Source organism: Psychrobacter sp. ANT_H56B (assembly GCF_008369245.1).
Taxonomy (GTDB): Bacteria; Pseudomonadota; Gammaproteobacteria; order Pseudomonadales; family Moraxellaceae; genus Psychrobacter; species Psychrobacter cryohalolentis.
This window is the reverse complement of record NZ_VOBF01000002.1, coordinates 380561-395104: the sequence shown is the minus strand read 5'-3', so window position 1 is coordinate 395104 and position 14544 is coordinate 380561. Positions and strand designations below refer to the sequence as shown.

Genomic DNA, 14544 nt, shown 5'->3' with positions numbered 1-14544 from the left:
AAACTATCGACCAAAAAAAGCCCAGTCACTCAATTTATGAGTGACTGGGCTTTTCGCTACTTAATACTTAAAGAATTGTAACTTTAAAATATGTACGTACTCTTAGCTGTTATGCACGTGGACACCTTTGATGTTTACGAACTCTTTGATACCGAAACCACCATGCTCGCGACCATGACCCGAGTTTTTCACGCCACCAAAGGGTAGTGCTGGATTTGCAAGGCCATAACCATTGATATAGACCATACCTGTATCAAACTGCTCATTGGCTAGACGAATAGCTTTGTCTTCATCTTTAGAGAAGATAGCGCCACCTAAGCCATAACGGCTATCGTTAGCAATACGTAACGCATCGTCTTGATCTTTAGCACGTATTAGTGATGCTACTGGACCAAATAGCTCATCATCGTAAGCTGGCTGACCTTTTTCAACATTTTCCAAAATAGTCGCTGGATAGAAGCTCCCTTTACCTTCTGGTAATTTACCACCAACAGAGATAGTAGCGCCTTTATTGACACTCTCCTCTACTTGCGCATGCAATTTTTCTTGCAGATCTTTACGTGCTAATGGACCAAGATCAGAGGTGTCATCCATAGGATCGCCAGCTTTTTTGCTTGCAAACTCTTCAACGATGCGCTTACGGAACTCGTCATATAAACTGTCGACAACGATGAAGCGTTTTGCCGCAACACAAGTTTCGCCATTATTTATAAGACGCGCTAAAGTACAAGTTTGTACTGCAAGCTCCAAATCGGCATCTTCTAGAACGATAAATGCATCATTTGAGCCCAACTCTAAGACTGCTTTTTTGATTGCTTTTGCTGCTTGCTGACCGACAATGCTACCTGCACCATCACTACCAGTAAGCGTCACACCGCGTACTTTATCATTACCAATTAACTTTTCTGACTGATCATGATCAATGAGAATCGTACGGAACAAATCGTTCGGTAAGTCAGACTCATGGAAGATTTTTTCAATTAATAAGCCAGAACCAGTCACATTTGCTGCGTGCTTAAGCAAAATACTGTTACCTGCCATCAAATTGGCGATGGTATAACGGAACACTTGATAAGCTGGAAAGTTCCAAGGCTGCATACCGTAGATAACGCCAATGGGTTGATAAGTGACAATACCTTTTTTGAGACCTTCGATATCACGTTCATCATCAGCAAGTACTGCCACACCTTTCTCTGCCGTATAATCACAAATCGCTTTACACAGATCAATTTCTTGTAGACTCTGACTATATAGTTTACCGCGCTCCTCAGTCATAAGACGGGACAGCTCCTCTTTGTACTTCATCAAGGTCTCGCCAATAGAGTTAATAACCTTCGCACGCTCTTTATGGCTAGTTTTACGCCATTCTAGAAACGCTTGGTGCGAGGCTTCAACAATGTTGTTGACCTCATCATTACTCATATAATTATATTCTTTAATGTCTTCGCCTGTTGCTGGGTTTACAGTAGTAATATCTGCCATGATTATTATCCTTATTTATTAGAGTTTCTTTAGTCTATAAAACAACCTATTGCTAACAGCTCAACTTTATAGAAAAACTTAACAATAGATATTTTATTCATCATTTTTCTTAATGTCTGACTATCATAACAAAGTGCTTGGTGAGTAGGTTTACAAGTTATAAAGAATTGTGCGTAAGATGTTAAGAATGTGACGGTGTTATTAAGCAAACCTAGATCTTGTATAGAGCCTCTCATGCAGAGAGTTTTGACAACTTTAGACAAATAAAAAACCAGCACGATGGCTGGTTTGATATAGTCAGAGAAAAGTAATATCGATACATCAAGTACTGCTGATATTAATTTTTCTTGCTTGCTGTGCCTATGCAGACAGAGGCTGCAAAAAATTTATACCAGCAGCACTGTAGCGTTTTTGAGATATTTTAACTATACATAATTGAGCTTTAGAAGACCATATACAGTTGTACAATAAACAACCTAAAACAAGTGATTGATCACAGGGATTTCTTGTGGTGGATTTTCTTCATCATTAACGATTTGACGTGCTACGTGCATAATCAGCTGACGTAACCAGCGATGCGCCGGATGATGCTGCAATAACGGCGACCACGCCATCGTTAGCTCAAATTCTGGTATAAAAAAAGGCGGCTCTTCCATAATAATGCTGTCGTTATTGGCCTGCATTTTTGCGACACGGGTCGGCAAAGTCGCAATCAAATCTTTGTTTGCGGCCAGCATAGCAGGCATCTGATAGTGACGGGTAAAGACGCTGATTTGACGTTTTTGACCTAAACGCTGCAAAGCTTGATCGATAGAACCTAAGCCACCAGATTTTTCCGGATTGACACCAAAGCCCACGCCCATACCAGTTTTTGATACCCAAACGTGCTGCGCTTTAAGATAATTTTTAAGATTAAAGCGATGAGCATAAGGACTTTCAGACGATAACAGGCAGCTAAAGGTATCACGCCATACCAATACTTGATGGAAGCTTTGCGGGATCTCGTTAAAACGGTTGATTGCCAAATCTACACGTCCCTGCTCCATATCACGATAAGACACATCCGATGGCGTTAAGAAATCTAAAATGACATTGGGTGCCTCTGAGCGTAGCGCTTTCACCAACTTTGGTACCAAGGTCGCCTCAGCATAATCTGATGTCATAATACGAAAAACACGTGAGGTACTATAAGGACGAAACTCAGTACGTGGCTCTAACACTTGTGTCAAATCGGCAAGTATCTCACGGATACGAGGCTGTAATTCAAGAGCGCGCTCGGTCGGTGTCATCCCTTCTGATGAACGCACCAACAAAGGGTCGTTAAATAACTTACGCAAGCGGCGCAAAATATTACTCATCGCCGGCTGAGTAATGCCTAGCTGCTCAGCGGCGCGCGTTACGTTTTTTTCTCGCAACAACACATCCAAATGTACCAATAAATTTAAATCAACCCGCTGCAAATTCATATATGTGTCTCTTTATCTTAGAATAAATACCATCATAAACGTGATATTTCCTATCCTATCATTTATTACAATTCATCCCTAACAGCATGATATAAGGATATTTTTATGTTAATTATTTTGGAATATGCTTATTATAACTGAATCTACCCATCACAAGCCATTGTTTTATATATACTATAATTAAACGAAATACCCAAGATAACAATCATAAACTAGATAAATCAAGGTAACCTAGCTATAGTGGCTAGCAAGCGCTCATTAGAGACTATTCAACATTAGACTGTTAATACATATATCAATGAATAAGTTACTAAGTGCATTTTATCGTATTTTCATGCTGAAATACGGACATAAAATTTATAACAGCATCTTATAGAAACTTAGTTTTTTGTGCTTATTTTTCAGCCTTGGACAAATATCTTATACGCTTTAAGGTAATAGTTACTTCAGTAGCAAAACATACTTATAAAACAACCAATTAACTCTGAAATAATTGTTCAAAAAAGAGACTTAAAAATAAAAGCTGACCAAAGAGACAGGTTTTAATTGCTTTTATCACCATTTTCTTATAGTTTAGTAGAGACTGCTCACGGAAGAAGCTTATATTTCAAATTTTTACTTCTGCCAGCATCTTTCTATATAGACCAAAATTATTTTAATTTACTTATTTATTCACCACCAAGGAGACTATAGATGTCAACTGCATATAAATCAGCGATCGATTTAGTACGTGAACTAAAACAGAAACACGGTAACTGGCAGAACATCAGCGAAACTGATGCGGCACGTATGATGGCACAAAACCGCTTCAAAACAGGTTTAGATATTGCTAAGTACACCGCAAAAATTATGCGTCAAGACATGGAAGAGTATGACAATGACACGTCTCAATACACCCAGTCTCTAGGTGCATGGCATGGTTTTGTTGCACAGCAAACCATGTATGCGAAGAAAAAATATTTTGGCACAACATCTAAAACTTACATCTACCTATCTGGTTGGATGGTAGCAGCTCTACGTTCTGAGTTTGGTCCTCTGCCTGACCAATCTATGCACGAAAAAACGTCTGTACCTAAGCTGATTGCAGAGATCTACACTTTCTTGCGTCAAGCAGATGCAAAAGTATTGAACGATTATTTCCGCGAGCTAAACGCTGCTGAAGAAGCGGGTCAAGACACCTCAGCTATCTTAGAAAAAATCGAAAACTTTGATTCACATGTTGTGCCAATCATTGCAGATATCGATGCAGGTTTCGGTAACGAAGAAGCAACGTATCTATTGACCAAACAAATGATTGAAGCGGGTGCTTGTGCCATTCAGGTTGAAAACCAAGTATCTGATGCCAAGCAATGTGGTCACCAAGCGGGTAAAGTTACCGTACCGCATGAAGACTTCATCTCTAAAATAAACGCGATTCGTTATGCATTCTTAGAGCTTGGTGTTGAAGACGGTGTTATCGTTGCTCGTACTGACTCTGAAGGCGCGTCATTAACGCAAAAAATCCCAGTATCAAATGAGCCAGGCGATATTGCTTCTCAGTACATCGATTTTATCGAGATGGAAGAAGTCACGCTAGAAAACGCCAAAGAGAACGACAGCTTACTTAAGCATAACGGCAAATTAGTACGTCCAGTTCGTTTGCCTAACGGTTTATATCAGTTCCGTGAAGACACCAACATCGATCGCGTGGTCCTTGACTGTGTAACTGCTCTAGAAAACGGCGCTGATCTACTATGGATCGAAACACCGACTCCAGACGTAGCACACATCAAAATGATGGTTGACCGTATTAAAGAGCAACAGCCAAAAGCCAAGCTTGTATACAACAACAGCCCATCGTTCAACTGGACGCTGAACTTCCGTAAGCAAATCATCGCTCAGTGGGAAGAAGAAGGTAAAGACCTATCTGCCTATAATAAAGCTGACTTGATGAGTGCTGATTACGATGGTACTGAGCTTGATACAGCAGCTGACGAAGCGGCTAGAAACTTCCAACGCGATGCAGCACGTGAAGCAGGTGTATTCCATCACTTAATCACGCTACCTACTTATCACACCACGGCTCTTAGCGTTCATGAACTTGCTAAAGGCTACTTCGGTGAAGATGGTATGCTTGCTTATGCAGCTGGCGTACAACGTAAAGAAATCCGTGAAGGCATCGCTTGTGTTAAACACCAAGCAATGGCGGGTTCTGACCTTGGTGATGATCATAAAGAGATCTTCTCTGGTGAAAACGCCCTTAAAGCTGGCGGCGGCAAGAACACGATGAACCAGTTCTAATGTCCGACCACTTATAAGTACATTTTATAAGTAAAAGTTTTGAGAAAAGCCGTCCTACATGGTAGGGCGGCTTTTTTGTGCGCTATAAATAACGATATCTACCCAAATAACAGAGCTATTCAGTCACTGTTTTAATTAACTGATGTTCATTTACTCAATAATTATTTGGCTCGATTTAGCCAACCAAAACGAAAGTTTTACTTGTTATTCACTGATAGCTTTCATACGATGGTAATAATATAAATTTATTAAAACAATCAGGAGCCATCATGCAAGAAATAGAGCTGAAATTCTTGGTACCAGAGTCGAGATTAAAAGGGCTTATGCGCCAAGCGAAAGTCAAATCATCACAAGTAACACAACTGGCTGCGCATTATTATGACACCCCTGACCAGCAGCTTGCACAGTCTGGTATTGGCCTGCGTATTCGTCAGGAGGGTGATGCTTGGGTGCAAACTATCAAAGCGGGTGGCGATGGTATCGCAGCGCGCCTAGAGCACAATGCCACCTTAGATAATGAGCAGGTACAAGACATGCTCGATAATAACGCGCTGATGCCTGATTTAACGATTTATAAAGATAGCCTTATTGCCCCAGCATTGACAGATTTTAAGCTCAAAAAACTGGCTAAAAAACTGACCCGTTTATATGTGACTGATGTAGAGCGTACTACCCGCTTATTGATAGAAGATACGAGCGATGAAGTCGTTAACAGTATTGAGATGGCTTACGACTATGGAGAAATTATCCATGGTACTGATGATACTCAAAGAGATGCCATTCAAGAAGTTGAATTTGAGCTCATAGCAGGTGAGTTAGATTTTTTATTTACGACGGCTAAAACATGGTGTCAACGTCATAAACTGTGTCTCTCTACCGTGACCAAAGCAGAGCGTGGCGGCTTGCTTATTAAGGGACAAAATTATAGCTCAGCCACTGCTGCTGACTTGAGCACCCTTAGTATCAATAAAAAAATCACTATGCCTGCTTTTTTACGCGCTGTCGTGCATAACTGCTTACTGCAAATACTCCCAAATAGCAGCGCCATCGTGGCAGGCAGTAAAGACAATGATCACATTTTACAGCTATCTATCGGTATAGAGCGCTTGCACGCTGTACTACAAGCATTTGATAGCTTCTCAGATGAGATCCATCCGGATTGGTCAGCCATACTGCAACAAACTGCTACTCTACTCGCTGATTATCGTAAGCTTACTCATCTTAGTACTCATATTGAACCAATGTTACAACAGCACGATGCACCTATCGTTGATTGGACAGCGGATATTGATGCTATCAAAATTACACCAATGACTGCAATCAGTGCTAACGACTTCCAGATCATGTTGCTTGAGCTCATCGCCTTTACTATGAGCGACCCTAGCCTTGAGCCTCAAGCAGATAAGCTGGCTATCAATAAGCTTGAAAAAGTACTTATTAAATACTATGACAAATTACTTGAAGCTGAGCAATATTTAGAGGACAGCCATGATGATTCAGATAGTGAGTTAGAGAAAGAATCCATGATAAAAGCATTGTATAACCTACATGCTCATCTAAAAAACCTATGTTCTATCAGCGAATTAGTAGCACCTTTGTATAGCAAAAAGAAAACCAAGCGCTGGCTAAAACGTGCCGTAAAAGCACAGAAAGCACTGGGTCAACAGCTCGATATGATTGACTATAAGCAGTACTATCGAAGTAAAGCCAGCTCTGACTCTGATGCTTTATATGCGGCAGGCTGGTTGAATGCTGCTTCGATACCAATAGAAAAAGCCACAGAAAAACATTTGGATAAATTTTATGATTGCTCTGTATTTTGGTAATTGAGTATATTGTCATTTTATGTTTATCAATATTAGAGAAAAAGACAGCCCACTGAATAAGGGTTGTCTTTTTTATATCGTCGACTCAATTTATAATCCATACATTACTACTACAGCTACTTAATACTACTTTTATTGGGCGATAATATTCACTGGTGTCCCCTCCTCAATCTGCTCAAACAATTCGATAATATCTTGATTGCGCATACGTATACAGCCATGTGAGAGTGGCACGCTCATCGGCTCACTGTCAGGTGTTCCATGAATATAGATATAGCGATGATAAGTATCGCAGCCACCTTGACTATTACTGCCTTTATTAAAGCCTTCCTCAAGACCACTTAGCCAAAGAATGCGGCTTAGTATCCAATCACGTTTTGGGTTCGATGCCCCAAGCTCAGCATTATATATTTCTCCCGTCGCTATACGTCCAATAAATACCGTATGACTTGGCGCATTGCCGCCTATTTTTTCTGCAATGATATGCTGACCAAGTGGTGTACAACCACTGTCTTGTTGACTGCCTATCCCATTTTTGGCTGTTGATATAGGATATTCAGCAATAACTTTTTGCCGCCTATAAACGGTCAAAGTTTGCTGAGCAATGCTAATCACTATCTGGGTCGTAAGATTTTCGTTATCTGTCATAGCAATTTTCCGGCAGTTATTTCGATGATGGCTGTTATAGTCGATTCAATTTAAAAAGAACACAGTACTGCTGGGATAAATTTTGCGAAGCCTCTGGAGTGCGAAGCGCACAGCAAGCGAGAGAAATTTATCCCAGCATAATGCTATTCTGAACATAACTCTTTTATATTGAACTCACTATAGCAGCATAAAAATGAGTGACTCTTTCTATTATCAAGGGATTGTATCAAGACATTTGACACCGTAATATAGGGGCACACTTTTTGATGCTAGCAGATTATGACGACTATTTCACCGACACGGGTGTCGATGTATGATTTTCTATATCAAGATACCAAGCCATTGGTGTCATTATTAGCAGATGCAGCAGCGCTGTCATTGCCGCAAGCGCGTTTGGCAATGGATGCCAGCTTGCAAGCGATTATCAGCGCCCTTCTCGCGTATCAGCTGCGCCATCAAGGACAAGCTCTAAGCAAAAAGCTATTTGGTCGCAGTGCCGTCAAAGAAATGCGCCAGTACAATTCTATGAATTTTGCCACTCTAAATACAACGTTGTACCATCGCCATGATGCCGCCGATGCGATATTCCATGATAATGCCCGGGTGAGCAAAGCCAGTGAGCATATTGCAGCACAGATTGACGCGAAGGCGCCACAAGTACAAATCTTGCTTACTACCCTATGCGTCATTGTGCTACGTGAGCTTGCTATTTTGGTTGAGTATAGTCAACTTGATCATGATGAGGTGAATAAATGGTTCGCCTTACAGCCACAATTTTTGTCCAAAGCGCGTTTTGCTACCCCTGTCTCAAATTTAGCTCTTAACGAATCAGCTGATGATAGCGATGAGGCGCAAACTATATGGTCAGCAGTAGAAGCGGTAAAAATAGAGTCAGTAGCTAGCGACGAGCGTTACTTATTAATCGCTGAGCAATTGACAGATAACCCGCCAGCTTTTGATCCTTACTGGTATGAGCTGACAGCATTCATACCCGAACAATTTGAGCCAGTAAAAGACGTGCAACTGGCAACTGGCAACTACTTAAAAGCCATTGGACGCTCAGCTGAAAACATTCAACAAGGTAAACACAATGACTTATTGATGTTTGTACCGATGATGGCTATTGGCTTGCCACATCAACGCTGGCTAGTACAACTGGCTAAAATATCAGAGATATATTTGCAGCGTAATCGATTACGCATTACTTCTGAACCTATCAACCCACCAAAGCCGCCGTTGATTAGCTCAGGATTGCTGAGCAGTAATAGCAACAATGATAATACACCAAGCACCCTTAGCGAAAAGCCGATTGAATACGAGGCATCAGTCCCCCTATGGAAAAATCCCGTCATTCTGCTGATTATTCTCGTGATTGGTGGGCTTGGAATATTGGCAACCATCAAATATCAAACGCAAAAATCTAACGGTGTCATACTTGCTACAGAGGAAGTGTTAGAAGAGCGACAGCAGCAAGATGTGGCTATCGTTATGGTGAACGAAGATACCACTGCTGATGATAAAAAATCAAAAGCTGAATAAAACATAGCTATGCTCAAAATAGTATCGTAGAAATTGCTCAGCAAAAAAAAGAGGCGCTATTTATATAGCACCTCTTTTTTGATCGGTCATTTAACAAAATGATTTAAGAAAACCTTCAGCCAAAAATACTTATTTTGACAAATCACGACCACGGCTGGCTTCAATTGCCAAACGTAGACCATTCAGACGAATAAAACCTTCTGCATCTTTTTGATCATAGGCGCCCGCATCATCTTCAAAAGTCGCAATTTTTTCATCAAATAACGAATCATCTGACTTACGACCAACGACGCTTACAGCACCTTTATATAACTTCACACGTACCGTACCATTCACATATTCTTGTGACTTATCAATCAGCGCCTGTAGCATCATACGCTCAGGGCTGAACCAATAGCCGTTGTAGATAGTCTTAGCATAACGTGGCATTAGCTCATCTTTTAGATGCGCCGCTTCACGGTCAAGTGTCAATGACTCAATACCGCGATGCGCTTTTAACATAATGGTGCCCGCTGGCGTCTCGTAGCAGCCGCGCGACTTCATACCGACGTAACGGTTTTCAACGATATCCAAACGTCCGATACCATGCTTGCCACCAATCTCATTAAGCTTAATCATTACTTCATATGGCTTAAGCGCTTCACCATCGATGGCAACGATGTCGCCTTTTTCATACTCTAATTCCAGATATTGGGCTTCATCTGGTGCTTCTTCTGGGCTTACTGACCAGCGCCACATGTCATCTTCTGCTTCAGCATACGGATCTTCTAAGATACCGCCTTCATAAGAGATATGTAATAAGTTGGCATCCATCGAGTACGGAGATTTTTTCTTATTGCCCGCATAGTCGATGGCAATATTATGCTCTTTAGCATATTCCATCAAGCTTTCACGGCTCGATAGATCCCACTCACGCCAAGGCGCGATAGTCACGACGTCTGGAGATAAAGCGACAGCACCAAGCTCAAAGCGTACTTGGTCATTACCTTTCCCGGTTGCACCATGGCTGATCGCATCAGCGTTATGCTCTTTAGCGATTTCAACCAAACGCTTAGCGATGAGTGGACGCGCGATAGAAGTACCAAGCAGATACTCCCCTTCGTAGATGGCATTGGCACGGAACATTGGGAACACGTAATCACGAGCAAATTCTTCGCGCAAGTCTTCAATATGGATATGTTTGATACCCATGGCTTCAGCTTTGGCACGCGCAGGCTCAACTTCTTCACCTTGACCAATATCCGCAGTGAAAGTGATCACTTCTGCATCATAGGTTTCTTGTAGCCATCGAGCGATGATTGAGGTGTCAAGACCCCCCGAGTATGCCAACACGATTTTATTAATAGTTTTTGGATCAAGCTGAGCCATGAAACACTCCTAGTATGAGGAATTTAATGATAGGTAAATCGACTATATCACGAGGAAGATAGATTGCTCGCTCAGTGTACATCATATTTACCATTGGCAAAAGTGGCACTGCCGTTAGGCATGAGGTTTTTGCCCAAGTTTAGTTGCCACTAAAGCAATAATTTTCTCGCCAATAATAGAGTGAACATGGCATCTTACTTCTACAGATGAATAAATTACCTACCATTTCTGTAGAGATATTATGTATAGATATTCAGCCACATATTTAGTCAGGTAAGCAAATCTGTTATGATAGCCGCACAGCAAGACTCCCTTTTACTCCCAGATATGACGATATAGAGCGCGACGATACTATGACTGATTCAATTAGAGAATTGACCATCCTACAACCCGATGATTGGCACATTCATTTGCGTGACGATAAGGCGCTAGCAACCACAGTCCCTCATGCGGCAGAGAGCTTTAATCGCGTTATCTGTATGCCAAACCTTGTACCACCAGTCAAAAACGTCGACGACGCGCAAGCATATCGCGCGCGTATTATGCAACATCTAGAAATCAGCAATCTGAGCGCTGAGCGTAAAGCATCATTTGACCCGCGCATGACCTTGTATCTCACTGACAAAACCACTGCCCAAGATATCGAGATGGCAGCAAAGTCTGGCATCGTACAAGCGGTCAAGCTCTATCCTGCTGGCGCCACTACTAACTCTGCTGATGGCGTCACCGACATCAATGCCTGTGTCAATGTCTTTGAAGCGCTTGAAAAATATAATCTACCTTTGCTGCTACATGGAGAAGTCACTCACGACCACGTCGATATTTTTGATCGTGAAAAGCGCTTTTTGGATGAAGTGATGGTACAAATAATCGCAAAGTTTCCAACCATGAAAATTGTAATGGAGCATATCACCACCAGTGATGCGGCTGATTTTGTCTTGTCACAAGGCAATCAAATTGCTGCCACTATTACGCCGCAGCATTTGATGTTTAACCGCAATCACCTATTGCTTGGCGGTATTAAGCCGCACTTCTATTGCTTGCCTATCTTAAAGCGTGAAAGCCATCAGAAAGTATTACTTGATGTCGCTACCAGCGGCAACCCAAAATTCTTTTTAGGTACTGATTCTGCGCCCCATGCGACCGATAAGAAAGAAGCGGCTTGTGGCTGTGCTGGCTGCTATAGCGCGGCGACTGCACTACCTTTATATGCCACAGCGTTTGATAGTGTTGGTAAAATTGACAGATTAGAAGGGTTCACCAGTCGTTTTGGTGCACAATTTTACGGTTTGCCCGTTAACGAGAGCACTATTACAATTATCAATACGCCGATGCAAATACCAGCAAATTATCCTTACTTTGATGGTAGCTCATTGACTCCACTGATGGCAGGCGAGACATTACCTTGGTCGATCAAAGGATAATTTTGATACTTTTTAATTAAAACCCTTTTTTATAAAGTAAAGTTATCTGTATTTTATCCTATGATAGCAATGCTACCTTTCCATTGAAAAATAGTATGAGTGTCATAGGATGTTTATCTTTTTATTAAACACAATAGCCCGACTGATAAAAGCGATTTAACCTGATATGACCATTAAAAAAGATACCGCTTTACCCAAAATAGATGTAGCCGTTCCCATAGATTCGACGGCAGAAACGCTAGCACCCATGAAACTAAAAGAGCGTTTTCGGAAATTCCTACCAGTAGTAGTGGATGTTGAAACGGCAGGATTTAACGCGCAAACTGATGCCTTGTTAGAGATTGCCTGTATTCCTGTACTACTGAATGAGCAGGGTGTTTTTTATCCTGGTGAGGCATTTAATGCTCATATCGAACCTTTTGAAGGGGCAAATCTTGAGCCAAGTGCCCTCGCCTTTACCGGCATTGACCCCAACAATCCGCTGCGTAAAGCCATTGCTGAAGACGAAAAAACGGCGCTACGTCGTATTTTTAAAGGGTTAAAAGAAGTACGCCGTACTGAAGACTGCCGTCAATGTGTGTTAATCGGACATAATGCACATTTTGATTTGGCATTTTTAAATGCCGCGGTATTACGTACCAATAATAAGAGCCACAATCCTTTCCATAACTTCTCAGTCTTTGATACGGTGACTTTATCAGCACTTGCCTTTGGTCAAACGGTGCTAGCACGCGCCTGTAAAGCCGCAGGACTTGATTTTGATGGTAACGACGCTCATTCTGCACTCTACGACACGCAAAAAACCGCTGAGCTATTTTGTTATATCTTAAATAATTATCCTATGCTCGCTAATGCCATGCACAGCGAGCCTGAAATCACAGAAACTGCGACTGATAATAGCAAATAAATCAGTTATTACAGAGTACGTGTTGCTCGCTACCCATAATAGTGCTATTTGTAAGGTCTGCTAACTTTAACCTTACAATTTAACAGGACGATTTAATCATTTGCGTACATCTTGCTCAAGCGATGATTAGATCTGTAGATGGTTTAAGTTACCTACTGTGCTTTTAGCGTCTGTTATAGACGATTAAAGCTTATTATGAGGGACTTTATGATGGAACCACAGTTTAAATTATGGGCGACGATCATCGGCTATATGCTGCTTGCATTAACGATCAGTACTTGTACTTCGTTGTGGATTCGATATCATTTGAAGCGTAATGACCTGCATCCACGTCGCGCGCTTAAAAAAAGATATTTAATTTTAAAAAGACGTAGAAAAAGGCTTGACAGCAAGCGCAGACCCCATTAAAATACGCACCACTTCAGCATAAAGGTGAAAGCAGCTGAAGCGTTGTACTAGTCCCCATCGTCTAGAGGCCTAGGACACCGCCCTTTCACGGCGGTAACGGGGGTTCGAATCCCCCTGGGGACGCCACTATTTGGCGTCACTTATTAGCAAATATGCTTGTTAAGCATTAGATAAGACTAATAAGCGTACCACTAAAAACCCTATCACAACATACTGTGATAGGGTTTTTTTATGTGTATTAGTTTCTGCTTTTCAGCATAAAATATATCTATTACGCCTTGTCCGTGCAGCCTAACAACCACTTAATACCTGATTGTAAAAACAAAAAAGCCAGCAATTTATGCTGACTTCATGAATACATATATAGATATTTAGAAAATCTTATCGGATAAAATCAGCCACAGTAGCGCTAACACAATCAATCCACCCAATATGGTTTGGATCAAGAAAAATGCTTGGTGCTGTCCTACTACTTTGCCTAAAGTTAACCCTAGCGTGCTGTATTTTATCGGCTGAGAATCAGTATCACCGGTCACTTCTTGCGCTTCATAATAGCCTTGCAGAATATCTAAAAACTGCTGCCATTCGTTTGACTTCCAGCTATCAGGTCTAAAAGGCATAAAGGCTTTTAGCTTAGGCTCATTAACCATCCAGCGCTCAAGCGTAATAGAGCGTAATGACCATCCTTCAAAGCGGCGTTCATCAATCGCTGAAAAATCCAATATTTTTAAATCTTTGTGGCGATCATCTATTAACAAGCGATTTTTAAGGTTGGTCAGTGCTTGCTCAGTACCTTCGACATATTGAAAAAAGTAACCATTGCCGTAGCAAAGAATACCCGTAATATCATCAATTTTATTCAGCTTATTTGCGACTTCTGCGATATCGTTAAGCGTACTAGAGTTAGATAGACCAGTAGACGTAATGTGGCTCAGATATACAAGCTGGCATAGATCTGGCATTACTGGGTTTGTAGAATCAATCGTTGGTGACAATCAGCTTCTCCCTATAATTAGGTAAATGTAGCTAAGACAACCATACTCATTTTTAGAAAAAACCATAGAAGCAAGACGTTTCTAAACACAAATCGGCTTGGTATATTATTGATTTTATAAATATTTATATTAATTGTATTAAGTTGGTTACATCATAGGCTGTTTTAGTGATCAAAGCAATATATGTTTATGGCAAATAAC

General features: G+C 41.2%; 10 protein-coding genes and 1 tRNA gene. 6 read left to right on the top strand and 5 right to left on the bottom strand.

Going from position 1 to position 14544, the window contains the following annotated elements; all coding sequences use genetic code 11:
• Positions 1-102 precede the first annotated feature (102 nt).
• Positions 103-1482 (bottom strand): NAD-dependent succinate-semialdehyde dehydrogenase, encoded by a 1380-nt coding sequence (locus tag FQ082_RS04365; protein WP_149492175.1) that lies wholly within the window; start codon positions 1480-1482, stop codon positions 103-105.
• A gap of 476 nt (positions 1483-1958) precedes the next feature.
• Positions 1959-2948 (bottom strand): LysR family transcriptional regulator, encoded by a 990-nt coding sequence (locus FQ082_RS04360; protein ID WP_011514179.1) that lies wholly within the window; start codon positions 2946-2948, stop codon positions 1959-1961.
• Between the two features lie 693 nt (positions 2949-3641).
• On the opposite strand from FQ082_RS04360, the gene FQ082_RS04355 reads away from it, so the two are divergent.
• Both FQ082_RS04355 and FQ082_RS04350 read left to right on the top strand, forming a co-directional pair.
• Positions 3642-5228, top strand: coding sequence for an isocitrate lyase (locus tag FQ082_RS04355; RefSeq protein ID WP_149492174.1), 1587 nt, complete (start codon positions 3642-3644; stop codon positions 5226-5228).
• Between the two features lie 269 nt (positions 5229-5497).
• Positions 5498-7054 (top strand): CYTH and CHAD domain-containing protein, encoded by a 1557-nt coding sequence (locus tag FQ082_RS04350; protein ID WP_149492173.1) that lies wholly within the window; start codon positions 5498-5500, stop codon positions 7052-7054.
• A gap of 132 nt (positions 7055-7186) precedes the next feature.
• Here FQ082_RS04350 and FQ082_RS04345 read toward each other — a convergent pair whose 3' ends face one another.
• Entirely contained in the window at positions 7187-7702 is a 516-nt protein-coding gene (locus tag FQ082_RS04345; protein ID WP_149492172.1) for a L,D-transpeptidase, read from the bottom strand.
• Between the two features lie 279 nt (positions 7703-7981).
• Here FQ082_RS04345 and FQ082_RS04340 point away from each other — a divergent pair, with 279 nt between their 5' ends.
• A complete protein-coding gene (locus FQ082_RS04340; RefSeq protein WP_149492171.1) occupies positions 7982-9241 on the top strand; it encodes a hypothetical protein in 1260 nt (419 codons plus the stop codon).
• 129 nt (positions 9242-9370) lie between these two features.
• On the opposite strand, the gene FQ082_RS04335 is transcribed toward FQ082_RS04340, so the two are convergent.
• Complete coding sequence (locus FQ082_RS04335; RefSeq protein WP_011514184.1) at positions 9371-10609, bottom strand: argininosuccinate synthase; 1239 nt, start codon at positions 10607-10609, stop codon at positions 9371-9373.
• 353 nt (positions 10610-10962) lie between these two features.
• Between FQ082_RS04335 and pyrC the strand changes: the two genes are divergently transcribed.
• The 3 genes from pyrC to FQ082_RS04320 all read left to right on the top strand — a co-directional run bounded on the left by pyrC (position 10963) and on the right by FQ082_RS04320 (position 13474).
• Positions 10963-12033, top strand: coding sequence for a dihydroorotase (pyrC, locus tag FQ082_RS04330; RefSeq protein WP_149492170.1), 1071 nt, complete (start codon positions 10963-10965; stop codon positions 12031-12033).
• A 166-nt stretch (positions 12034-12199) separates the two neighbouring features.
• Entirely contained in the window at positions 12200-12940 is a 741-nt protein-coding gene (gene rnt, locus FQ082_RS04325; RefSeq protein ID WP_149492169.1) for a ribonuclease T, read from the top strand.
• Positions 12941-13398: 458 nt separating this feature from the next.
• Positions 13399-13474 (top strand) — tRNA-Glu (locus FQ082_RS04320).
• 245 nt (positions 13475-13719) lie between these two features.
• Here FQ082_RS04320 and FQ082_RS04315 read toward each other — a convergent pair.
• Positions 13720-14343: a BLUF domain-containing protein gene (locus tag FQ082_RS04315; RefSeq protein WP_041753194.1), complete on the bottom strand. Its 624-nt coding sequence runs from the start codon at positions 14341-14343 to the stop codon at positions 13720-13722.
• Positions 14344-14544: the final 201 nt, after the last annotated feature.

Bases quoted from the DNA above. Each gene is read 5' to 3' on its own strand.
- FQ082_RS04360 (WP_011514179.1), bottom strand. From the start codon at position 2,948: ATGAATTTGCAGCGGGTTGATTTAAATTTATTGGTACATTTGGATGTG.
- FQ082_RS04335 (WP_011514184.1), bottom strand. From the start codon at position 10,609: ATGGCTCAGCTTGATCCAAAAACTATTAATAAAATCGTGTTGGCATAC.
- FQ082_RS04340 (WP_149492171.1), top strand. From the start codon at position 7,982: ATGACGACTATTTCACCGACACGGGTGTCGATGTATGATTTTCTATAT.
- rnt (WP_149492169.1), top strand. From the start codon at position 12,200: ATGACCATTAAAAAAGATACCGCTTTACCCAAAATAGATGTAGCCGTT.
- FQ082_RS04355 (WP_149492174.1), top strand. From the start codon at position 3,642: ATGTCAACTGCATATAAATCAGCGATCGATTTAGTACGTGAACTAAAA.
- FQ082_RS04345 (WP_149492172.1), bottom strand. From the start codon at position 7,702: ATGACAGATAACGAAAATCTTACGACCCAGATAGTGATTAGCATTGCT.
- FQ082_RS04365 (WP_149492175.1), bottom strand. From the start codon at position 1,482: ATGGCAGATATTACTACTGTAAACCCAGCAACAGGCGAAGACATTAAA.
- pyrC (WP_149492170.1), top strand. From the start codon at position 10,963: ATGACTGATTCAATTAGAGAATTGACCATCCTACAACCCGATGATTGG.
- FQ082_RS04350 (WP_149492173.1), top strand. From the start codon at position 5,498: ATGCAAGAAATAGAGCTGAAATTCTTGGTACCAGAGTCGAGATTAAAA.